The 24735-nt window shown below is 40.1% G+C and carries 20 protein-coding genes; 2 read left to right on the top strand and 18 right to left on the bottom strand.

Going from position 1 to position 24735, the window contains the following annotated elements; translation table 11 throughout:
* Positions 1–5: 5 nt before the first annotated feature.
* From AAAH86_RS07315 to AAAH86_RS07230, 18 genes are all read right to left on the bottom strand, one after another.
* Entirely contained in the window at positions 6–986 is a 981-nt protein-coding gene (locus AAAH86_RS07315; protein WP_343486910.1) for a UDP-glucuronic acid decarboxylase family protein, read from the bottom strand.
* A gap of 3 nt (positions 987–989) precedes the next feature.
* On the bottom strand, positions 990–2342 hold the full coding sequence (locus AAAH86_RS07310) for an undecaprenyl-phosphate glucose phosphotransferase (RefSeq protein WP_343487841.1): 1353 nt from the start codon (positions 2340–2342) through the stop codon (positions 990–992).
* An 89-nt stretch (positions 2343–2431) separates the two neighbouring features.
* Positions 2432–3673: an O-antigen ligase family protein gene (locus tag AAAH86_RS07305; protein ID WP_343486909.1), complete on the bottom strand. Its 1242-nt coding sequence runs from the start codon at positions 3671–3673 to the stop codon at positions 2432–2434.
* Between the two features lie 109 nt (positions 3674–3782).
* The gene (locus AAAH86_RS07300; RefSeq protein ID WP_343486908.1) at positions 3783–4385 is read right to left on the bottom strand and encodes a WecB/TagA/CpsF family glycosyltransferase; all 603 of its coding nucleotides are present in this window, start codon (positions 4383–4385) and stop codon (positions 3783–3785) included.
* A 127-nt stretch (positions 4386–4512) separates the two neighbouring features.
* Positions 4513–5688, bottom strand: a complete 1176-nt coding sequence (locus tag AAAH86_RS07295; protein ID WP_343486907.1) for a delta-aminolevulinic acid dehydratase — start codon at positions 5686–5688, stop codon at positions 4513–4515.
* Positions 5689–7839, bottom strand: coding sequence for a bi-domain-containing oxidoreductase (locus AAAH86_RS07290; protein WP_343486906.1), 2151 nt, complete (start codon positions 7837–7839; stop codon positions 5689–5691).
* 60 nt (positions 7840–7899) lie between these two features.
* On the bottom strand, positions 7900–8949 hold the full coding sequence (locus AAAH86_RS07285) for a glycosyltransferase (protein ID WP_343486905.1): 1050 nt from the start codon (positions 8947–8949) through the stop codon (positions 7900–7902).
* A 5-nt stretch (positions 8950–8954) separates the two neighbouring features.
* On the bottom strand, positions 8955–10151 hold the full coding sequence (locus AAAH86_RS07280) for an O-antigen ligase family protein (protein ID WP_343486904.1): 1197 nt from the start codon (positions 10149–10151) through the stop codon (positions 8955–8957).
* The gene (locus AAAH86_RS07275) at positions 10151–11035 is read right to left on the bottom strand and encodes a GDSL-type esterase/lipase family protein (protein WP_343486903.1); all 885 of its coding nucleotides are present in this window, start codon (positions 11033–11035) and stop codon (positions 10151–10153) included. Before AAAH86_RS07275 ends, AAAH86_RS07280 begins: the two co-directional genes overlap by 1 nt.
* Positions 11036–11087: 52 nt before the next feature.
* A complete protein-coding gene (locus tag AAAH86_RS07270; protein WP_343486902.1) occupies positions 11088–12350 on the bottom strand; it encodes an O-antigen ligase family protein in 1263 nt (420 codons plus the stop codon).
* A gap of 16 nt (positions 12351–12366) precedes the next feature.
* Complete coding sequence (locus tag AAAH86_RS07265; RefSeq protein WP_343486901.1) at positions 12367–13377, bottom strand: polysaccharide pyruvyl transferase family protein; 1011 nt, start codon at positions 13375–13377, stop codon at positions 12367–12369.
* On the bottom strand, positions 13355–14752 hold the full coding sequence (locus tag AAAH86_RS07260) for a polysaccharide biosynthesis C-terminal domain-containing protein (RefSeq protein WP_343486900.1): 1398 nt from the start codon (positions 14750–14752) through the stop codon (positions 13355–13357). Before AAAH86_RS07260 ends, AAAH86_RS07265 begins: the two co-directional genes overlap by 23 nt.
* A 447-nt stretch (positions 14753–15199) precedes the next feature.
* A complete protein-coding gene (gene rfbD / locus AAAH86_RS07255) occupies positions 15200–15979 on the bottom strand; it encodes a dTDP-4-dehydrorhamnose reductase (protein ID WP_343486899.1) in 780 nt (259 codons plus the stop codon).
* Positions 15976–16521, bottom strand: coding sequence for a dTDP-4-dehydrorhamnose 3,5-epimerase (gene rfbC, locus AAAH86_RS07250; protein WP_343486898.1), 546 nt, complete (start codon positions 16519–16521; stop codon positions 15976–15978). Before rfbC ends, rfbD begins: the two co-directional genes overlap by 4 nt.
* Before the next feature lie 16 nt (positions 16522–16537).
* Entirely contained in the window at positions 16538–17536 is a 999-nt protein-coding gene (locus tag AAAH86_RS07245; protein ID WP_343486897.1) for a hypothetical protein, read from the bottom strand.
* A 2-nt stretch (positions 17537–17538) separates the two neighbouring features.
* Positions 17539–19224: a hypothetical protein gene (locus AAAH86_RS07240; RefSeq protein WP_343486896.1), complete on the bottom strand. Its 1686-nt coding sequence runs from the start codon at positions 19222–19224 to the stop codon at positions 17539–17541.
* A 44-nt stretch (positions 19225–19268) separates the two neighbouring features.
* Positions 19269–20774: a GH3 auxin-responsive promoter family protein gene (locus AAAH86_RS07235; protein WP_343486895.1), complete on the bottom strand. Its 1506-nt coding sequence runs from the start codon at positions 20772–20774 to the stop codon at positions 19269–19271.
* Between the two features lie 8 nt (positions 20775–20782).
* A complete protein-coding gene (locus tag AAAH86_RS07230; protein ID WP_343486894.1) occupies positions 20783–21649 on the bottom strand; it encodes a M23 family metallopeptidase in 867 nt (288 codons plus the stop codon).
* Between the two features lie 160 nt (positions 21650–21809).
* Here AAAH86_RS07230 and tatA point away from each other — a divergent pair, with 160 nt between their 5' ends.
* Positions 21810–22004, top strand: a complete 195-nt coding sequence (gene tatA, locus AAAH86_RS07225) for a twin-arginine translocase TatA/TatE family subunit (RefSeq protein WP_343486893.1) — start codon at positions 21810–21812, stop codon at positions 22002–22004.
* Between the two features lie 233 nt (positions 22005–22237).
* Positions 22238–24613, top strand: coding sequence for an OmpA family protein (locus tag AAAH86_RS07220; RefSeq protein ID WP_343486892.1), 2376 nt, complete (start codon positions 22238–22240; stop codon positions 24611–24613).
* Positions 24614–24735: the final 122 nt, after the last annotated feature.

The following is a 24735-nucleotide window of genomic DNA, read 5'->3' as shown; positions in this document are numbered from 1 at the left end:
GGGTTTTACGAATGATTGGAGAATTCTCGATGGGCTTTTTTTTGTAATTCTTCTGGGGAAAGTGATTTAAAGTATTCATACACTTTCTTCAGTCCATCAGAACGGTTAACCTTGGGCTCCCAATCCAACAGCTCTTTGGCCCTGGTGATATCGGGCTGGCGTTGCATCGGATCATCTTGCGGCAATGGTTTGAAGACTATCTTCTGATCCGTGCCTGTTAGTTTGATAATCTCTTGTGCAAATTCTAAAATCGTGGTCTCATCAGGATTGCCAATGTTGATCGGTTCAACATAGTCACTCATCAGCAATCTGAAAATTCCTTCAACTTGGTCGTCGATAAAACAGAACGAGCGTGTCTGTGAACCATCACCAAACACGGTCAGGTCCTCCCCCCGCAACGCTTGGCCCATAAATGCAGGAACAACCCGACCATCATTCAATCGCATTCTAGAACCATACGTATTAAAAATGCGCACGATGCGGGTATCAAGCCCGTGGTGTCTGTGGTACGCCATGGTGATGGATTCCATAAAACGTTTGGCCTCGTCATAGACCCCTCTAGGGCCAATCGGACTCACATTGCCATAATAATCTTCAGTTTGCGGATGTACCAGAGGATCACCATAAACTTCGGATGTCGAAGCCACCAAAATTCGGGCGTTCTTTTCCTTTGCCAGCCCCAACAAGTTCAGGGTGCCCAAAGAGCCTACTTTCAAGGTCTCAATCGGAATCTTTAAATAATCTATCGGACTTGCGGGAGAAGCAAAGTGAAGAATATAATCTATAGGGCCACCGAGATGCACAAAGGTAGAGACGTCGTGGTGATGAAACTCGAACCGTTCTAGTGGAAACAGATGTTCAATATTCTTTAAATCGCCCGTAATAAGATTGTCCATGCCGATGACATGATGCCCTTCGGCGATGAACCTATCGCAGAGATGAGATCCCAAAAAGCCTGCTGCGCCGGTGATGAGGGTTTTTTTCATAAATCAATAGGCTTTTTCTTCTCCTTTGAAGGCATTGATGATTGTTTGTACCATGATCTTTATATCTAAAAAAAGAGACCAGTTTTCAATATAGAAAATATCAAATTTTGTGCGGTTCAAAATATCTGTTTCAGTTTCTATTTCACCACGATAACCTCGCACTTGTGCCAATCCGGTAATCCCTGGTTTTACAAAATGTCTAACCATATATTTATCTATTCTATCTGCATATTCATTGGTGTGTTTTACCATGTGTGGTCTAGGCCCGACCACCGACATGGTACCAAAAAAAACATTGTAAAACTGAGGAAGTTCATCAATGCTTGTTCTCCTCAAGAACTTTCCAACTTTAGTGACCCTCATATCATTTTTAGTAGCCGAAGAGTTGTCTGCATCTTTGTTGGGGGCCATTGAGCGAAATTTATAGCAATAAAATTCTCTATTGTCAACCCCATTTCTTCGCTGTCTGAAAAAAACAGTGCCTTTTGACTCTAATATTATTATCATACCCAACAATGGGGTTAACCACGAAAGCAAAACGACAATGACCAAACCAGAAAACACTACATCAAAGCTTCTCTTGATAAACGAATTAATCGGATTGTGCAATGGGATATCGCGCAGTGAAAGAATAGGTATGTAATCGTAGTATTCAAACTTGAGCTTTTTGGAGAAAATATTCTTGTTGTCAGGAATGAATTTTAGGGTTTTCAAATTGTTGTCGGCAAAATTGATGAATTCTGTCAATTCCTTATTCTTCAATTCAGAAACTGAACAGTAAATTTCGTCCACATCATTTTTAATGATAAAATCAAGACAGTTTTTTACATCGAAAGAAGGGTGCTTTACCGAAAATTGCCTTAAAAAATTATACCCGTACTCTTCTCGTTCAACAAAAACATTGATAAGTTGCCCCGTTTTCTTACTGTCTCCTATTACTACTACATTTCTTATACTGCCCTTTAAGCTGCCCCTATAATTCATCATGATGATATAAATGATGAATTTTACAATTGAGACTGTCAAAAACACGAGCGCAAAATACTGGGCCAAAGCAAATCGGCTCATTTCGGGCTGTTTGAAAAAGCCTATAAAGGCATATAACAACAAAAAGAAAAAAATAAACTGAGTAAATATCTTTCTTAAAACCGTTGGAACCTTAGTATACCTGTATACGGAATAAAATTTGTTTTTAGTAGATAGGACAACCCAACCCATAGAAATGTACGCATGAAATAAAATAGGTTCGCCCAAGTTTATTGGAAGAAAATAGGCAAATAAATTAACGATTAATAGATCTACAAGATAGGTCATCGGGATAATTAAATCGTTATGTTTATCTCTGAAGAAAAGCATGTTTTCATGATTAATTAATGGAGTTTCAGAACATAATTTAAAGCCATGTGTCACGATTTCTGTCAACTGATATCATACTGGATGTAATCTCAAATCTTATCCATTTTTTTGGCAGACAACATTATATCATCTCTACGGATAGATTGCCTGTTATTGGCACAATCACTTCCTTTAGAGCATAAGAAAAGTGAGGCAAAAATTGCAAAATATTCAACCCCCATGATTCTAACCATCATAGATTCAGTGAGGTTGGCAAGTGCAAAAGCAAAGAATATAAAAGTGAATAAATGGTCTCTTCTGTAAATACTGAGCAAAAACAAAAACCCTAAAGAGATTGCATATACAAATCCCCCCACGGCACCATTGACGCTCAAATATTCTAAAAACTGATTGTGGGCATTTAAATCATTCGCTGCGGCCAATGAATAGTCTCCGTGAAGGTACTTCTCTTTACGTATACCCTTTATCTTCTCAAACCCTGCTCCATAAAAAGGGTTTTCCTTAAAAATTTGGTAAGATACTTCCCAACGATCAATCCTTTTTTCATCCAAAATTTCATCAACTGAAAACATTCTACTTTTCATATATTGATTCCCGAATGTCCAAAAAACAAATGCACTAAAAAGAATTCCGAAAATCAGAAGAATCAACTGCTGTTTATATTGCCTGATGTTGTTGATAGCCAAATAAAGGAAAAATAAAACAAGCAATAGTATGGCCATTTTGCTTGCCAATTGAAATAATCCAAACAAGAAAATGATTAAAAGAATATATTTCGATACTTGAGGAAACTTTTTGTCTTGGATTAAAAAAAGAATAGATGTAACGACGAAAAGTCCTAAATATGTTGGGTGAGCATCCGTAATGAAGGTAAAATCATGGCCCATGTGATGCCATGCAAACCAATTTTGCAGTGACTCTCCTTCACTGATTATTTTCATTATGAGATTTAAATAGCAAATCGCCAATGCTGCCAAACATCCCCAGACAAGTGATATGAAAGTTGTTCGCCGTATTTTGGCATAGAAATTCTTTTCTGATAGCATTACCAGTGGCACAAAAAGAAGTGACCAATGGGTTTCTAAATAACGGAAGTTGTTAACGTCACCATTGTGAAAGGCAGCCATAGCGGATAACATAAAAAAGCCCACTATTGGCCAACCATTTACCAAAAGATTTTTTAGGCTTATTTTCTTGGAAATAAAAATGATGTCAAAAAGGCTGACCAGTATGAAAATTAATAAAAGGCCATTGTTAAGCCTCATATACATTGGAAGAGTAAAGACCACTGCAAAGAAAAGCCAACACCTATATTTCATCAATGCTTTCAAGTGATATTAATTTACAAAAAGCGAAATTCACCATAATTACACTCTTTGAAGTTATTTTCATCTAATATTCTTCATATTTCCATTTGTGGTGCTTGAAGAGTCAAATATATCAAACCCCCAATCGTTCTTTTAAGACCAAAAAAATGAACTTAGAATTTCCAATTAAATATCTTTTCCACATACGGCGGGGCTCTTGCATCAATCTATACAACCATTCAAAACCTGTTTTCTGCATCCATATCGGAGCTCTTTTGACGATGCCCGCCACCACATCAAAGCTACCCCCAACTCCCATAACGAAATTGATTTTGGAAAGTTTTTCCTTGTTATAGTACAAAAATTTCTCTTTTTTTGGTGAGCTTATAGCGACAAACAAAATATTCGCACCGCTATTCTGTATTTCTTCGGCCACTTTTTCTTCTTCATTCTTATCAAAGTATCCATTTCTGAACCCCGCAATGATATCTTGAGAATATTTTTGAGAATACGTTTCAACTACCTTCGTTACGATTTCCTCCTTGGCCCCTAGAAAAAAAATCTTATATTTTTCTCTTGAAGCGAGGCATACAAGACGTTGCATTAAGTCAATTCCAGCGACCCGTTCTTTAAGTGGTTGGCCAAGAAACTTGGATGCCCAGACAACTGCCTGCCCATCTGCATTGATCAAGTCGGCAGAATTCACGCTTTCCCGCAGCACTAAATCTTTTTGCATACTCACAATCTTGGCGGCATTAATAACCACATGGTGTATTTGAGTTCTGTTTGAAATAGCTTCAGATATAACTTCTAATGTCTCGGAAAGTGTAAGATTATCAACTGCTGTTTTTAAAAAATGAACTCTAGGCATCTCCGTCTTTTGAAATATAATAACTCATGGCATAGAACATCCAAGACTGAGCCCAGCGCATATACGGAATTTTAGAGCTTACGCCTTGTTTTTTCTGATAGTAGAAAAACCCGTTTTCATGTTGCATATTGTTGATGGTCCAACCCAATACGCTATCTGCCAAGGCCTTGTGGTCATTCAGCATATCCAATTTGGCCAGGGTTACCACCAATTGCGCTGGAGCATGAATATCTATAGGATAGGTTTTATCGTTATAATACTTTGCTCTTCCATCGGAATGAAAAAAGTTGTTCAAGTAGTAGTGCATGCCTTTTTCAAAAGAATCTTTGAATGTATCATCACCTGAAAGGTTTTGATAAGCATATAAACACTCAAGATTAAACCCTGTATGAAAGCTGTCAATCCATTGATGGAAGATCAACAAGCTATAGGCCCAAGAACCATCAAGGTTTTGATATTTACATACATATTGACATATTTTTTTCGCTTCATCAAAGAGTTCTCTTTTATCTCCATAATATGCACATTGGGAAAGCAGCTTGGCACCCAATAGGCCTGCGTTGAAAACCTGGGTTTTATCCAATGGTGAATAGGAAAGGGTATAATCACCGGAATCATTGTAGGTCTTATTTAAATCTTTCAACACAAACTCGGCACTTGTCAAAGCAGTCTTTTTGTAAATTTCTTTCCCCAGTCGTTCGTAGGCCATAAAAAGTGCTTCGACCACAAAACTGGTGGCAACAACAGTGGGCGTCCATTTAGGTTGGTAAAATGCCCTTGCCTGCCAATCGAAGTTGTACCCCCAACAGGCACCTGAATACCCTTTTGATTGCATTTGAATCAACATATCTGCAAGCTGTTCAACCTTTTTTTTATGGACATCGACGTTTGGTTCAATATCCATAAAATTGCAATAGCCAATGACAAAGAGGGCAACCCCTTTGGCATTGTACCCTTTCGGAACGCCAAAAACTTTTCTAAGATTTACCGGATTTCTTTTAAAAAGTTGAATCCATGCCAATCGAAAAAGGGGAATTCTCCCCAAAAATGTACGTTGGGTTACCCAACTATTGAGCCCATCATAAGGATCCCAACCCTTGAAATCTTCTTTCTCACAATAAGACTTAAGTGATTCTAGAGATTTCTTTACTAGTCCCTCGCCATCCATTTAATCTATATACTGAGGCAATCCCGTAGCCAAGGAATCCAAGATTTTAAAAGTGGTAAGTGTGGTATAGTAAAGCGACGAAAACGGAATAGGGCTGCCTTTATCCTGGATCTTTAAGGCATTCAAAAACGATTTCACCTCTTGGCTATGGCCCTTGCCCGACAACTTTAATTTGGTCTCTTTATTGTTCTTGTAGACCGAACCCCCTCTAAAGTCAAAGATCCTACCTATTTTACCTCCCGAGAAAACCTCGATCAATTCTTTGGGCAGGGATTTGTCACCATTGCCCAAATAAAGCAAGTTTCCTATAGAACCATCTTCGTAGCTTATAACGATGGAAATATTGTCTTCAGGGACCACTGCACTATTACTTGTTTTAATGCATTCAGCATAAACCTTCAAAGGTTTGGCATCGGTAAAAAACTGAAAAAGATCAACAAAATGGCACATCTCGCCAAGAACCCTTCCTCCACCTAATTCAGGATTCTGGGTCCAATGCTCTTTTGGAATAAATCCAGCATTGATTCTTGCGTTCATTACTTTTGGCTCACCATTGCCTGAAAACTCCTTCTTAATCCTTTCACTTAGGGGTGAAAATCGGCGATTGAATCCTACCATAAGGCTCCCGTCGTTCTTTTCGTAAGCATCCTTTACGGCATCCAGTTCCTCAAGATTCATAGCCAATGGTTTCTCCACAAAAACGTTTTTGCCATGTTTTAGGCATTCAATCGTATATGTTGCATGGGAATTGTGAGGTGTGGCGATAAATACCGTATTTATGGAGTTATTTTCAAGAATTTCACTGGCCGAGGAAGCTGCATTATGAAAGTCAAACTTGTTGGCAACGTTTTTGGCAGTGATTCCTTTTGTAGTAACGACTGTATCTAGACTTGCCCCCCAAGCTTTTACATTTGGTATCAAATAACTTTGTGCAAAGCTACCAGCGCCAATGAAACCTATATTGACTTCCTCAACCTTTGGGGATTTTTGCAAGGGCACCAATGTTGTCTTTTTTCCTTCCGACTCAGGATAATCAATTAAAATGCCGATATGGGGCTCTTCCACTTTGCCTAAAACAATGTCGTATGCTTGCTCAGCTTCTGATATCTCAAAGCGATGGGTGATTAGGTCTGACATCTTCAAGACACCTTGAGAAACCAAGTCCAAAAAAGTTTCCATATTTCTTTGTTCGGTATACCTCACATATCCATAAGGGTAATCAATGCCATTTTCTTCATAGTTCACATCGTACCGTCCGGGTCCATAAGAGCATGACATCCGTAAATCCAACTCTTTTCTATAGAAGTCTGGGTCTCTTGGCACATCCATCTTAACGGCACCAACGACCACTACTTTCCCCTTCTTTCTGCTAATCACAGCAGAAAGTTCGATGGGGTCATTGGTCGGTGCGGCTGCGGTAATAATCACACTATCAAAACCATGACCATTTGAGAAATTCTGTGCTGCGGTCAATAGGTTTTCATCAACTCTTTGCATTGCCATATCTGCACCGCTCTCCATCGCCACATCTACAAGGTTTGGAGACAAGTCAATACCGAAAACCCTGCATCCATTTGCCTTTAGAAGCTGAACTGTCATCTGGCCAAGCAATCCTAAGCCGATGACACAAACCTTATCCCCAATTCTAGGTTCCGCTTGCCGAACGCCCTGAAGCGCAATGGCGCCAAGGGTCGTAAACGAAGCCTCTTCAAAACTGACATTATCCGGGATTTTGACGACAAGATTTTGGGGAATCGCCACAACTTCTGAATGGGAAGCGTAATCCTGTCCTGCACAGGCAACACGATCACCGGGTTTAAAATGGCCGTTGCTATCCAAGGAAGCTTTTACGACACCTGAGGTACTATAGCCCAATGCCTTAAGTGAATCAAGTTTTGTCAGTACTTTGTCTAAGGTGGCTTTCAACCCCTCTTTTTTTACGTTTTGAATGACTTGGGCAACAAGATCGGGGCGTTGTTTGGCTTTTCCCAACAAATTTGCTTTCGCTACTTTTACAGTACCCCTTTCCGTTCCTGCACTGATCAAAGAACATTTATTCTCAACAAGAACCATACGATCAGACAGCGAAGGAATAGGCACTTCATCTACATACAATTCGCCAGATTTAAAATTCTGAATGACTTGTTTCATACCTGGTTTTCAATTTGATTGCAAAGGTAGGGTTTTGAGTTTTTGTTTGCCGTTGCAAAATTACTCAGTTTCTATAATAGAAATATATTTTCTGCGCAGTGTGGCAATGGTTTCTTGTGTATTTTGATTTGATGCTGTTTTTCTATCTTGATTTAGTACATTCTCTATTGCGCTGTACAAAGACGGCACATCACGATTTTGAAATAAAAAAGTGCCTTCCGGTCTCGCCACCACGTTCGAGGCAATCACCGGTGTTTTCAAGAACAATGCCTCTCTTATGGTTAAGGCATCCCCGTCGGTGTTGGTCGGTCTCACCACCAAGTCGCTACGTTTTATTAGCCAAGCGAATGAAATTGGATAGTTGAGTACCGTGATATACTGTTGTAAGCCATAAGATGAAATAGCTTCCAAATAATTCTTCAGCATTTTGTTTTCATCGTCTTTTGAAGCCACAACAAAGATGATCTTATAGTCGTTCTGGTGTTTTTTGGCCAATTTGGCAACCTCTATCATTAAATCAAGTCCGTAGAGATCTTCACCGTTATATAAAACAAGTTTAAACGCATTCGCAACTATGGTCTTTTTGTTTGCATTGTGGTGCAACAGTTGAACCACTTCGTCGGGCAATTCGGTCTCATTTTCAATGATGGGAGGTATGAAAGCATTCAAGACTATCTTTTTTTTGACCTTTATGGCATCGGAAATCCTTTCGCTTACGGCTATGGTAATGGTCGTCAGGCGCAACAAAACATTCGTGATCGATATCTTATACCTTTTATTCAGGTTGCTCAGGGAATGTATCGTAACCAATATCTTCTTTTTTAAAAGAAAGGCAATGGCAATATGTATACATCGCAGCCACCAGATGCCCGTGTGTATGTGAACCACCTGAGCATTTTTAAGCAGCTTAAGATATGCTAAGATATTACCGCTTCTTAGGTGAAACACCCCTGGGGTTTTCTGTGGGGATTCGTCTATGAACTTGAACAGATAATCTTCATCCAATATTTCTGCCAGCCGCTTTATGTGTACGCTTACGCCCCCTATCGCAGTATAAGGACCAAGGAGCAGATATATGGGCTTCTCACTTTTCAACGCGTTACCTTCCAACTATTCTATGGTTTCTGTTCAATTAAAATAGGCGCAATCAGGGCCAACAAAAAAGAGGTCAAAACAATGCCGCTATGCCTCACCAAAATAGATTCGGTTGACATAAACAATAGGCATACGAGTGCTATCGCCAATGCAAAGGTGTCTTTTTTTTGGAAGCCCTTAACCACAATAAATGCAAATGTCAACAACAGTACAAATAGCCCTAAAGTGCCATGATAAAGCATTGATTCAAGATATTGGTTATGCGCATTGTATTTGTATTTATGACCTGATTCAAAACCATATACCAAATAATTATCGTATAGGCCTTGATGCCCGTCACCCGTTCCTGCACCAAAAAGTATACCCTGTTGCGAAATGGTTTCCATAACCGCTTTCCAATGGGTGCTTCTCGCACCTATGTCATCTATCTGTACTCTTTCAGGGTCGTTCCCTTGAAACCGTTTCTGGAAATTGGGCGTAAGATATGCCGTTGATGCCAAAACCAAAGCGGCAATGAGTATGGCTCTTTTGGCAGTATTCATTTTCTTCCATAGTGAGAACAAAAAAAGTATACAGACCGCCCCCAAGGCCACTACGCTAATTCGCACGCTCAATAGGTATAGCATGATGATTCCAAAACATATGACCGCGATATTTCTTTTTTCGATTTTTTTTCTCTCCAAAAGGGTGTCATGAAGAAAATACACTATGACCACCACCCAAAATAAAGCAAAATAGGTAGTATGCTTTTCAAGTAGCCGCTTTAGTTGGTCAAAGTAAAAAAAATCACCAAGATTGTACACTTTGAAATATGTGGCTTTTACCAAAGCAAAAACTGATGCCATACATACAGAAAAGCCAAAATGTTGTAAAAGGGTTTCTTTGTGTGGTTGCCTTACTTCGATAGAACAAAAAATCAGGGGGAAAATCAAAAAGGGCAGCATTTCTACTACCTTGTTGGTCGCTTCCGTTACATCATTGGAATAAAACACCCCTGCCACTGCCATCCAGAACAACGAACTCAGTATGATGAAAGCGTATTTCCTTTCTCTCAGATATTCCCATTTTTGTTGCCAAGAACCAATGGACAACCACGCCGAGAAACTACATATTATCGCATAAGAATTGAAGTTGTAGTTTGGAAAGGGCAAAGTGATGACCACCAACAACAACGAGCCCATAAGAAGATATTGATTGATTGTTCTCCACACTTTCATCACAGTACTTTCAACAATTCCCTGACCAAGAGGTTATTTCCATATTGATTTAAATGAACACCATCGTTTCGCAAATACCCCCTTTCATCATCGAACAAATGATGAAGGTCTATTATGGATACCCCGCTTTTTGATGCACAGTTTTCAAGTGATCTATTAAATCGCAAATTATGCGCTTCAACTTTTGGGTTTGGGGCAGGCGGAAGTGTAATTGCAACTAAACGTGATTGAGGGTTTCTTTCTATAGTCTTCTCAAAAATGGTGCAAATTTGGGTTTCAACTTCTTTGATGTCTTTATTTTTATCATGGGCTCCGAAGAAAAAGATGTAGGTAGCGGCATCGGGTATTCCATCGATTCTGGCCAACAAATCTTTTGAACTGTCAAAGACTTTTGCTTCATGTGGAAAGCCATATGAATCTTTGAAACTTCCCACAAATTTTATGTTGTCATTTTTTAGGGATAGTTCTTTGCGAAGTGATCTGGCATCTCTCCAGATGAAATGTGAGTCGCCTATGGTAACCACCGTCGAATTTCCTTTTTGCAAAAGAGGAAGTTCTACTGTCTTTAATGTCATATACTTCTTTTCTATTCTTGGAATCCTATTTATCCAAACGACCCCCTTGAAGATGGCTGCGCCAGAAGCGCTCTGTTCTACGGTGGTGCATCGAAAGTAACTTTCTCGGTTTCCAGAATCTAAACTGTAGGCGGTATAATTACTGAATTGCTGTTGGTCGGGCAGCGGTACATTTGTCAGACGCAAAAAGTCGGGTGACATGGAATCGACCAAAACTTTTTTTATGGTATTTGTTGTCCTTTTCTCTTTCCAATTGTATTTCAAGACTAAAAATTCCTTGGGAGATTCTATGGCGAACTCTATAGACAATATCCCAATTAAAAAAAGCCATATTACCATGACGAAGAGCAATGAAGGAATTTTATGAGTCATACACTGATTTTTGTCTTGACAAGTATAGCAATGGATATATCCATACGAGTGATACGAGCACAAATGATAGGTTGTTCAGAGCATAGGAAAACAATGCATCAAAGATCATCGCAAAATAGATGTAATAAACGACTTGGATTTTCTTTGAGATCCTGACCCTAAGAATGACTGGAGAAAAAATGACCAAGAGGTAAGCCAGCCCCCCAAAAAGCCCCATTTCTACAAAAAGATGGGGAAAATAGGTGTCAGTGGTCGTTAAATGGGGTGTCTCATACCAATCATAACCGACCTCTCCGTAAACCGGTGAATTATAGGCAACCGAAGAAGGGCCTCCGAAAGACCCTATTCCCCTACCCAATAGATTGAACTCCTTGATATCTTCAAACATGACACGGTAAGACTCCGCTCTTGCAGAATTTCCTTCGGTAATATAGAATTTGACCCTGAGCACCAGGTTATCCCAAAAAACCACAACCTGTTTCGGTATGATCAGAATTGCAGCAATCAAGGTCACCAACATGCCTCCTACCAATTTGAGCTTATTTTTTGATTCAAAAAAAAGAATCGCTAGAAAAGCACCAATAGTTTTATAGGAGAAGCTCAAAAAAATAGAAATGGCAAACAACCATAACAGAAATTTTTTTTGCTTACCCTTATAGAACTGTTTGGTAATGAAGAAGGCTATGAGGTTAATAAAACCAAAAAGACCAAAAAAAACCACTAAGCCGGTGGCCCTGATCATACCGTTGCTCTGAAAATACCCTCGATTGCCGTCCCATTTAAAGCGATAGAACCATTGTGTTACACCACGACTCCAGTTGATATAGTTAATGATCTGCCACAGGTCGTTCAATACAACGAAGAAGATGAAATACAGAATAAGTCTATGGGCCTTTTTTCGAATCGCATAGCCATAAACCAATGCAATCAAGGGGAAGAGATACCGAAACCCTTCTGAAAGGGCAGCCCGATAATCGAAGGATACGAACAGTGACCAGATAAAAAATGGCAAAAAAAGCAAGAACACCTTGAAGAACATATTGGGAAATTTACCCCTGGCCACAACGAACAAAAACATATACAGCACCACGCCTGCCTTAATGGCCGACCCAATATCTTCATTTTGTATGGCCACGGCCTCCGCTATTAGAATGCAGATAAACGGCAGCAATAAAAAAAGGTCGTGCAACAGCTTCGAAAAACTGATACTATTTGGCAATTTTAATACGAGCTGTTTGTGTTTGTCTTCCAAAGCACCCTACTTACTATTATTCACTGTTCTGCAAAATGAACTCTTGACAACTTTTCTTGAGTTCTTCAGCATATTTTTTAAAGGAGGTCGGATTTTTTGGTGGGTCATTCCAGTTCACTTCTTCAGGATGAACGACATTCATTCTTTCACCGAAGAGCTTGTTTATCTCATTTTTATCCTGAGCGGAAAGAATGTTGATATGCGTGAGGATCCCTTTAAACCTCGACAAATGTATTTTTTCGTCTTCCAGACCATCGAGAATAAAAAGTACAGGGGTGCCCATTGCAAGGCATGGCAATGCGCAATGAATTCTTGAGGTGATCACTAATTTGGCTGCTGCATACTTTTTAAGCAGTTCTTCCGTAATCTTGAACTTTGTTTCTACATCCATATTGCTCTTAAAATGGTGCTTCACTTTGATGGCGTTTTCCAAGACATCAGGTGCAATATGTTGGCGTAAGATTTTGTTTCTTTTGACCCAGTTCATTCGTTTGAATATCTTGCCGTTCAATAGATGGTACAGGATACGTTTTGGATCATGTTTGTAAATCAGGCTATAATCATAGTCGTATAGTACGTCAACCATGTAAATATCATCTGTCTTTTCTTCTGTCCTATATTTTAGATCCAGGGTTGTGGTCAGGCAAAAACTGTAATATGCTGGTATTCCCTGCTGTTCCATAAGTTTCATGGTGTTGTAATCCCTGCATCCTACTGGGCCATTTTTCTTTAGATATGAAACCGTGTTTGGATTGGCAAAAAAAGCCTTGGAAAATCTTGGATTCAGGTGAAATGAAATAATCTTCACATCCAAGTTCGGATTTGGGGGCCAGTTTTCAGGTCTGTACGTATGCCACCCGTTGAGAATCAATTTTGCTTCTTCATAATCGCTGCGATTCAACTTGTCGCGTTCCACATAAAAGTCAACTTTGGGCAGGTATTGTGCTGCAGCAAGGCTCTGAACATAGTCTCCTATATTTACCAGCCCTGATGAGCTGTGCGTATTATCTATTAATGCGTATTTCATTGAATAATGATGTATATATAGTTTTAAAGGTTTTCTTATTCATTAAAAAAAATGAAGTAAGTGAGGTAATGATCAGAAAAAAATCTATTACGGTGTTTTCAATTAATTTGAGCGCTATCATGACAATGCTTGCCAAGAATAAAGTTAAAAAAGGAGTGATGTTTATGGCAACAACATCTTTTGTCTGACGAACCCTATAGAGTAAAACTGTCAAGAATCCGATAAGTGTGCCAATTGCAGGTGCATAGAGCCCTATGAACGAAATCATTCCAAAGCTAAACGCCAGATTAACAATTCCCCCTAACAAAGTACTTAAAAAAAGGTCTTTTGTTTCTTTTCGTTTTAGATAAAAAGCACCAAAATATGCGGCAAATGCAGAGACTGCTGTGGCCAAAAAGAGAAACGGCATATAGCGACGAGCTTCATAGAAAGTATCATCAACAGCGTATTTTGCCAACAATTCAGAGATAGATATCAATATCAATACCAAACCAAATTCAAATTTCACATACCTATCGAACACCTTGATGCTGAATTCTGAATCTGTTTTCTTTTCTTGGATAAATTGATCTTGCCAGGCCAATATAAATACTGAATTTATCATAATGAGTATCGCTGGAAAACGAGCTGAAATTGCATATATACCATTATAATAAATCGATAAAAAAATAAGAATTACATACCTGTTAACTATATTAATCAACCACCAACTTATTGAATTGGGGATGAGCGGCAAACTGTACTTTAGCAGTGAAATAAGCACAGGCCTTGAAAACATGGAAAATCTAATTTTTGTTATAATTTTCCAGAAGAATTGGATAGCCGAAGTAAGCAAAACTGCAAGTATGTTGGCAATTAAAATACCTTCTAAACCTTTATCCAATACTAGAAGAAAGAAAAGAGAAAGCCCTAAAATCAAAAAAGATTGCAGAATACCAAATAGAGCAAAAAATTTTGTGAACCCCATTCCACGAATAACCTGTTGAAAATACGTGAAATAGGCGGTAGCGGATACCATAGAAACGAAATACCACAAATAAGGTATTTCCCAATAAAGACTTATTACCAAAGCTAGTAGCCATACCAAAATCAAAAACCCAGAAACCAGTACAAACCCCGATGTCACCACCTGCCTTAGGCGAATCTCAGATTCTTTACAATCAATAATCCATCGATAGGCCGCGTCCGATATCTGTAAAGTAATTAGGGGTACAGCCAAGCTTACTGAAATAAGGATCATGTCATATTGCCCCATCTCAATTGCTGTTAAATAAAAAGAGAACAAAGGCACCAATAGAAAGATCAACACTTTAGAGCCAAAGGTTCCAAAAGTATAGATGGCCGTATTTCGAATAAGTGCTTTCCCTTTACTCATTTATTTCGAAAAAAGCTTCTTCGCTGTGGTATATTTTCGTGGTTATGATTCTATAAAAATGCAATACTAGTTTATTCATATCAACACTCAAAACACTTAAGCAAGTTATTTGGTGATTCCAATTGCAGTGGCTTTCATCCTTTGAAAGCCAATCTTAGCAGAACAAAACCCAAACATTTGATGTAAATCATGAAGGTTTTGCAATAAAACAACTAGAATAGTAATGTATAAAATATCTTCAAGTATGAAATTGAACATTCCTTCCTTTTGCAATCTGTTAATTTGTCAAGATTTTTCGCAATCCACAAAAATTACGTGTGTGCAGCTTTCAAAATTTAACCGATACATGTAATTTCTCCTATTAAGCCGAGCATTTTTCTGTTTTTTTGCTCAAGCCCCTAATTTAAATTAGAATACCGCACAGAATGTAAGGAATAATGACTCTACTTATGGCGAAAGACTGCTATTTTTAGGCCTTGGGGCTATGGTACGATAATTCCTATCGGCAACAAGCTTGGTCTTTTGTACCAAACCATTCTCTAGAAGTATTTTTTTTGCAAACCCATACCAAGCCATGGTTTTCCCATCGGTGAAGTGATAAATGCCAAATGGTTTGTTACCCAACACCAATTCTTCAATCAAAAACTTTGAAAGTGAAGCCGTATCAGTGGGGCGCCCTATTTGCTCATCGGTCACTTTTAAAGTTTCACCTTTTTTCGCTTTACCTAAAATGGTTCGATAAAAGTTTTTTCCATATTTCTTGCTATACAACCAAGAGGTGCGAATGATATAGAATTGTTCCATAAGTTCTTGCACATGTTGTTCCCCCGCCAATTTACTTCTTCCGTATTCGTTAATCGGATTTGGTTCATCATCAGGAAGGTATGGCTCTTTTTTCTCCCCATCAAAGACATAGTCTGTTGAAATATGGATTAAAATGATGTTACTATCCCTACAAGCTATCGCCACGTTTTTGACTCCTTCAGCATTTACCGCAAAAGCTTTTTCAGGTTCTTTCTCAGCCTGTTCAACGTTGGTGTAGGCCGCACAGTTGATACAAAAGTCAAAATTTTTGCTTTCAAAAACTGCTGATACTTTTTCATTTTTGGTAATATCCAATTCTTGTGACGTCTTGAATTCAAAATTCAGGTCAGAGCAATCCAAAGCCATTTCTTGCAAGGTCAATCCCAATTGCCCACTGGCCCCAGTTACCAGAATTTTTTTCATTTGGGAGCAATATTGAAATTTGGAAGCTCCTTGTCTTTGTCGGACAGTATGATTGCCTCATCAAGAAACTCCCAGTCAATTTGCAGCTCAGCGTCATTGTATAGAATACCGCTCTCGGAAGCTGGGTTATAGTATGCATCACATTTGTAGTGAAATAGCACCTCGTCGGAGAGGGCTAGAAATCCATGCGCCATACCTTTCGGTATAAAAAGTGATTTCCGTTCATCTGCATGCATCCTGAACTTTAGATGTGTCCCGAAGGTGTCACTGTTCTTTCGAATATCGACCACGACATCAATTACCTCGCCTTTCAATACCGTAATCAACTTTGCTTGTTCATAGGGGGGGCTTTGATAGTGCAGCCCTCTTAGTACTCCTCTTTTAGAAATCGAGATATTGTCTTGAATAAAATTGATTTTTAGACCAGTAAGTTTTTCAAAAGCAGCTTTATTGTATGACTCAAGAAACAACCCACGTTCATCTTTAAAAACATCGTGCTCTATTAAAAAGCAATCGGCCAGTTTTGTTTCGGTTAATTTCATTTATACTTTTAAGGCCTCACTGGTTGAGCTCACTGGCTTTTTGGTTCAGATATTTTAAGATTGACCATAGAAAGAAGCCTCCAACAAAAAGCAATGGAAGCAACACCAAGGTTTTTCCAAAAAATGGGATTTTTACCTTTTGGGGCTTTCCGAAATTGATGACTTTTATCGCATTTTCACGGGTCTTCAATTCAACATTCTTTGCCTCGATATCACGAATCAAATTATTCTTCAATTCAAAAAGAGCGGGCAAATCTACTTGCTCTTCGTCGCTTAATGTGATTTGACCTGTGTTTTGTTGGTTTTTTTCAGCGGCCAAATTAGCGGCATACTGGGCAATCAGTTCGTCAAGCTGCTTGATTAGTTCTGTATCCTTTTGAATACGGTCTTTGGCATTATCAAGATAAACTGCAATCAACTCATTGAAATATGGGTTTGAATTGATGTACTCCATCAGTTTTTTTGCGCTTTCATGTCCTCCAGTTCCATCTTTATAAAAGAATGTGATTTTATGGTTCAGTGAGTTGCGGCTCAATATTTCATCTTTGATGACATCTCCCACTTCTCTAGAGATATCCAAACCTTTTAACAGTTCCAAATACTTTAACTCATCTTCGAGTTTGCTGTTTTTATCCCCTAGTGACTCAACCTTAGCCTCAAATCCTTTAAGTTTTTCTATATCTATACCAAGTGGTTCAAAAAATGCTCGGTTCTTGGCTTTGATATTCGCCTGTATCTCTGCAACCACATCATAGAGATAATCTTTGCTTTCAATATTTGGGCGCACGATAACCTCTGTCTTCATTTTCTCAGAAGAAATCTGCTTCAGTCCAAATCCGACAGCAACACCCAATATTACCAATCCTAGAAGGATAAAAAAGTTCTTTTTGATATAAAGGAAGAACCTGAGGAAACCTCTAAAAATCCGATTGAAAAAATTACCAATCATCTGGAACAACTGCCCCAAATCAATTTCATCTGAACTATTCGAAGTTTTTTGAGCGTTATCTGCCATTATCAGCTAAATATTTGTTTTAAAATTCTGTCTGTTATCAAATATGTGGGTTTTACACCTGTGGTACCGAGACCGCCTGAAGCCAAGGTACTTCCCGTTTTCAATGGATTGTCGGACGCATAGTACGCATAGCGAACTTTTACGTCTTTTTTTATACTGTTCCGTATTTTTGATGCGGACTGAACCGCTTTTTGGTAATGCACCCCTTCCATTTCCAATCCTATAACATTCCACGTAGACTCATAGAAAAATCGGAGAATATCCTTGTTCTGAAGTGAAGTGCCCAAAACGGTCACCATGGTCCCTTCCATGACTTTTAGGCCACAACCTTCAAAATCTTTTGTGCCCAATTCATTTTTGAATGGGTAATTATCAGCAGTGCCTTCAAAAATATGGGCGGTGGGAATCATTAAATCTCCCTTGCCCCCTTCTAAAATACCTGCTTTTCCCATTATTGATATTGATTCGACATTCAAAAATTGTTTTTGTCCCTCAATTTCAATGGGTTTCAACAATTCATCTATGGTTTCATACGCTTGTTCGCCGAAAGCATAATCCATCACAAATATAATGGGTTTTTGCCGTGCCCTATCCGTACCTGAAAACTCATAGCAGCAGGCTCCCTCGCCAAATTTGGCGACATCGAATATCTGAACATCGATATTTGCACCTGATTTGTCATCAATGAACAGCATTCCGTTTTTCTTTGCATGCTGTTCTACCTTTTTGCGCAAAGGGCCATTTTTTGTTGAACTCAACGCCTCGTAAATGTCAAGACTGGGGTTGTTCGGAAATTCTTTCTTCAGGGCCTTTTTCGCAAAAAGGGTGTTCATCACGCTGTGCATGTTCGCACTGATGATATGAACAGGCCTATTCAGCAAGCCGTTTTCATGCAATGTGGTTTTGATGGTATCTGCCCACCGCTCGCCATGTATATGATGGCCAAGGCGTTCACGCAACAACGGACTGAACGTTATGGTTCGTTTGTTGCCGGTAGTGACCTCTTCAAGAGCCAGTTTACCCAGCCAATACACCACATTCAAAAATCGGTCTTGGTTCTCTTTTTTGGCCAACTTTCGGTGCATTTCAGTCACCTCTTCAAACGTTCTTCCCAAAATATTGGCCACATGGATCAATACGACCTCTCGCTCAGTATCGGTTCGCTCTTCTTTTGAAATAAATGTTTCAAGTTTTTGCCAATCGCGAATCGTTGTGTTGCTTTCCTCAATGAATACCCTGTCACATATCTTGTCTGATTCAATGAACAAAAAAGTCAAATGGGTCAAAATGTCATAGATATCAGACCGGCCCCTGGTAATCTCAATGTTCATCTGCTCTTCGTCGATGCGATAGCAGTTTCTTCTTCTTTTCGGGGGAATGATGGGCGTCAGGTGTGATTTTGAAAATCCTTCGTCGGAGGTCAGATTGATATACCTGCATTGTTCGATACCTTCAGGAAGCCGTTCAAGCACATAGATCAATCCGTTCAGCTCTGCTTTTTCTTCTGCGACCGAACCGTAGATTTCGGGGCGCAACAGCAGAAGCGCATTGCGCAAAGCATTGCCCGAAACACCAGAAGGTTTATAAAAACCACGGTTCAATAGATGACGCATCGTAATGTACAGCCGCTCTATCGCGTTTGTCGATTCTTGCGCCCGGGTGGTCTCTTTGACTTTGGTCTCAATCATTTTCAGCACAAAAGTACAGCAAATACTTGATTGGTCGCCCTGGCCTATTTTGCCGTCAGGTACGGTTGAAGCCCCTCGGCCAACTTTCTGTCATTTGACAAGCGTTGCACTTTGTTCTGGCCGCCGAGTTTGCCCACGGACTTCATGTAATCTTGAAATCCGTTTTTCATGACGGGGGTGATTTTTAAAGGTTGGAGGATTTTGCCCTCCAACAGATCAAAATAATAACTGTTCTGCTTTTGCATTGAGGCATCCAAATCCCCTGAAAAGGCCTGTATATCTCTGGGAAGCGTCTCAAACTCTACAAACCATTCGTGATAGGGCAGTTCTCCATCTTCAGGATCCGTCTGTGGTGCCACGGTAAACTCGTTTACCTTACAGCCATTTGATTTCGACAAAGCATACGACATCGCTTCTTCAACTTCTTTCGCAATGACATGTTCGCCAAAAGCCGAGATAAAGTGCTTGATACGCCCTGAAACGATTATCCTGTAGGGACTTTTAGAAATAAACCGAACGGTATCTCCTAGATTGTAGGCCCAAAGCCCGGCATCGGTAGAGATGACTATGGCATAGTCGATATTCAGCTCAACCTCTGCCAGGGTCAACCGCTTTGGGCTTTCTTCAAAAAATTCGTCAGCTTTCACAAATTCATAGAAGATTCCCGCATCGACCAGCAACAGCATCCCTTTTTCGTCTAGGGAATCTTGATACGCAAAAAACCCTTCGCTTGCCGGAAACAGTTCAATACTGTCCACCTTTCGGCCAATCAGGCCCTCAAACTTGGCCCTGTACGGTTCGTAGTTGACCCCCCCGTAGATATAGAGTTGAAAATTTTTGAACAACTCTCCGATTTCTTTGCCCGTCTTTTCTTTTAACCGTTCAAAGTACATCTGAACCCATGAGGGAATGCCCGCTATGACGGTCATGTTCTCGTTTTCGGTTTCTTTGATAATGGCCTCGACCTTGGTTTCCCAATCATCAATACAATTGGTTTCCCAACTGGGCAAGCGGTTGTTTTGCAAGTAATTTGGCACGTAGTGGGCAGAGATTCCTGAAAGGCGCCCTGTTTTGATACCGTTGGTTTCTTGGAGTTCGGGACTCCCCTGTAGAAAAATCATTTTTCCATCCACAAAATCAGAATTCCCGGTCTTGTGTATGTAATTTAAAATGGCGTCACGAGAGGCTCTTACCTGATTTTTAATGGACTCTGAAGTTATGGGAATGTATTTTGCCCCCGAGGTGGTACCCGATGTTTTGCCAAAGTATATCGGTTGACCAGGCCATAGCACACCACTGCAACCGTCAATTATGCTATTGATGTATGGTTTGAGTGCTTCATAATCACGAATCGGAACGTTTTCTGAAAAATCTTTGTAGGTAGTGATTTCCTTAAAATGATGCTCTTTGCCAAATTGGGTGTGTGCCGCCGTTGACAGCAGTTTTCGAAAGACCTTTTCTTGCGCTTTGATGGGGTTTGAAATCCATTTTGAGTTTTTGTAATTGACATACGCTGCAAAAACTAGGGCGGCCAACGATTTCAAAGACATATCTTGAATTAAAAGTCAATATAGTTTTGGGGGTCAATGGGCTTGCCCTCTTTCCAAAGCTCAAAATGCAAATGAGGCCCTGTAGATAGTTCACCGGTATTGCCAACGGATGCAATAACTTCACCCGCCTTGATCAAATCGCCCTGCGACTTGCTGAGCGACCCACAATGCTTGTAGGCCGAAATAAGATTGTCTGCATGCTCTACAATGATGACATGGCCTGTGTCGGAGGTCCATTCAGAAAAAATGACAGTGCCGTCTGCCACGGCCTTGATAGGTGATTCGACGGGTGCAACGATGTCTATGGCATAATGTTTCTTGTCAGAGTCATAGCCTTGTGAAAGTGAGCCGCTTAAGGGCGGAAACAATATGGTTCGCTCACCATCACGATTGGATTCAAAAAGATTGTATTTGTCCTCAAGGTCGACCTGCTCTCTTAGCTCAAGATCTTCTCGAATTGGTGTAAGGTCAATAGTTGAGGGGTCCAGTTTGAATTTTTCAAAAAGGGAATCACGGTTGGTCTGGTTGTTTTCCACTTCACCTCGTAGCACCATACGGACATTATCTAAATACCTATTGGTATAATTTAATACGGTCACCAGAGAGTCCGTTTTATAGGTCAACTCCGTGGCCTGTCTTTTCAGTTTAGTGGAGGAATAACCGGGTATATATTCTCTCAAGGGCGTAAATGCGATGAGCAGCGTGGTCAGGCCAATAAGTACAATGATAAAAATAGTGCCGGTCACAAAAACGTTGAGCCGGTTCAGCTTAAAAGAAATTTTTTCTTCAAAAGAGCTTTCATTAAGTATCACCAAACGATACTTATGCAGCAGCTTTCTTTTGATTTCTTTTCTTTTTTTACCCTTTTTGGCCATAAACACAAAGATAACCCAAGCATTTTATTTCTTGGTGTCGTTTATCATCTTATGAATTATTTAGCAAACTGTTCAAAAAATGTACTTGACGGGGCAATTTTTCGTTAGCAAGGTAAGACCTATCGGTTCTTTTTAGTACTTTTATTCTAATTTTCAGATTATGACTGCTCTTAGTATATTTCTTGGCATAATAGGCCCATGGCAAATCGTTTTGGTTGTCGTTATTGTCTTATTGCTTTTTGGAGGAAAGAAAATCCCAGAATTGATGCGTGGCCTCGGCAGTGGCATCAAAGAATTTAAGGATGCCTCAAAAGAAGACGAAAAAATAGAAGGCAAGAAAGAGGCCGACTCGTAGCACTGCCTACATAAAATTCTTACAATCAGGTAATTCTAGCTGTAGTTTTGAACAGGGTTTCAGGGCGAAAATCCGTTGTTTTCCCGATTCATGTCGGAAAATGCCCTTTTCACAACAAAAAATAATCCTGACCTTGCTAAAAATCTAATTTTGGCGTTATTAAAGTATCTACGGCCATCGTTCATTTTCGGGAAATGGACGGATGCGCCCAAATGATATCGACCAAGAGGATAATGAAAAAACTGTTTCTCCCTGTCATTTTGCTTCTAACGCTCATGCCGATAACGGTACGTGCGCAACAACTGACATCTTCAAATAACGTAGCTGTGACATCAGCTTTTGAAGATGATGATGAAATGTTGCCCTCTACTACAGCTGAAAGAAATGACATCAGAACAAGAACGTTCGAAAAAATTGACGGTGTTGCTTCTGGCTACCATATCATCGCCAATACCTTTTCTAAAAAGAAATATAGAAACCGGTTTGTCAGTGCCATGAAAAAAAAGGGCCTGCCCGCCTATCACTTCAAAAGTCCCGATGAAAACTACAGCTATGTCAGTATCAAACACCACGAAAATTGGAGCGATGCGGTAGCGGATTATGATTCTGACCTCGATGGTAAATACACTGACGATGTGTGGATATTGATCGTGACCGGAGAAGATGTGCAAGAGATAGCTTCCAATGAGAGTGTCAAGGGCTCTAAAAGTCAGCTAAAGCTGTTGAAAAGGGCCAACGAGCATTTTGAGACCATGCGTTATGCAGAAGCGGCCAAGTACTACGATTTGGCCTTAAAGAACAATCCATCTGCCTTTTCAAAAGAAATCTTGCAAAAAGCAGGTGATGCCTTTTATTTCAACTCGAACATGGAAAAGGCCCACCATTGGTATGAAATCCTGTATGAAAACCATAAAGATGAGATCTCTGCCGAAAACCTGTTCAAATATGCCCATGCCCTTAAGGGCACCAGCAAATACGGTAAGGCAAAAAGAATGATGCGCCTCTATAAGCGCAAGGTCAAAGATGAGCAACCCTATGCTTCTACGGGCATAAAGACAAGAGAGGCCATTTTAGACGGTATTCTTGAGGGTTCAGAGCAAGCTGAGATTAAAAACTTGTCCATCAATTCAGTATATTCTGATTTTTCACCCATGTATTACGGAGAGGATAAAGTGGTATATGCCTCTGCCAAAGATTCTGGTTTTTTAAATACCAGGCGGTATAAATGGAACAACCAACCGTACCTCGATCTCTATGTCTCAAAAATCAACGAAAGAAGCCAAGACTTAGGGGCATCTAAACGGCTTTCCAAAAAAATAAACTCCAAATATCATGAGGCCTCTGTAACCTTCAGTCCTGATGGTGAGACCATGTACTTCACCAGAAACAACACACAGGGCAAAAAAGTGATCTTTGGCACAAAAAAAATAAACTTTCTCAAAATCTACCGCTCAAGAATGGTTGACGGCGAATGGTCTGAGCCCGAAGAACTTCCATTCAACGGCAATGATTATTCAACGGGCCACCCTGCCTTAAGCCCTGATGGCGACAAACTCTATTTTGTCTCTGATAGGCCCGGCACTATCGGTAAAACCGATATTTTCTACGTTTTGGTCAATGAGGACGGTAGTTTTTCAGAACCCATCAATCTAGGCCCTGAAATCAATACCAGGGGAAGGGAGATGTTTCCTTTCATCAATGACAAGAAACTCTATTTTTCTTCTGACGGCCATGTTGGTCTGGGAGGACTGGATATTTTTGAAGCGGTTCGCTCAGAAGATGGCTTTGAACTGGCAAAAAATATGGGGCAGCCCATCAACAGCCGACTTGATGACTTTTCTTATATCGTAAAAGAAGACACTCAAGAAGGGTATTTTGCCTCTAACCGAAAAGGTGGTAAGGGCGATGACGACATCTACTCTTTCAAGCGTCTTGTACCTGAAGAAACCGTTGAAAACCGCAACGCCATTTCAGGTATTGTTACAGAATTGGTCACCGGCGATACCATGCCCAATGCGCTTGTCGTGCTATTGGACAAAAACAACAGAAAGCTCATGGAGGTTGTCACCGATGAGAATGGTGCCTTTCTCTTTGAAGACCTAGAGGGCAATACCAATTATATTGTAAAGGCCGCCCAAGAAGAGTTCTTTGCAGAAGAACAGCACGTCGCCACGCGCGACAATGAATTGGTGACCACGGATATGGCACTCAAACGAATGAAAGAGATGATTGCGGTCGAAGATGGTGTGAAGAAGCTCAAGACCGATATAATCTACTTTGACTTTGACCAATCTTACATCAGAAGAGATGCATCAGAAGAGCTTGATAAACTTGTCGAGGTCATGACCACTTATGAAGATATGGTCATTAAAATTGAATCACATACAGATGCCATCGGCCCCAAAGCCTATAACAAATATCTCTCTGACAAAAGGGCCAAATCAACGAGGGATTATCTGATTGCACAGGGCATTGATGCCTCTAGGATCGAAAGTGCCATAGGCTACGGCGAAGAGCGGCCGTTGAACGATTGTTCCGATGGGGTGCGCTGCAGCAAGCAACGCCACCAAGAAAACAGGCGATCAGAGTTCATCATCGTGAAAATGTAACTGCAAAAAACCACAATGTCAAATCCCCCTTACTCGAGGGGGGGTTTTGTTTTGCCCCGCTTAAAACATTTCATCGAGTGTTGCGAACACCTTATCCGAAAGGGCATAATCTCAGCGGATAG

Origin of the sequence: Allomuricauda sp. d1, assembly GCF_039592695.1 — a bacterium.
Classification (GTDB): domain Bacteria; phylum Bacteroidota; class Bacteroidia; order Flavobacteriales; family Flavobacteriaceae; genus Flagellimonas_A.
The sequence above is the reverse complement of the archived record's forward strand: the minus strand, read 5'-3'. Positions and strand labels throughout refer to the sequence as shown.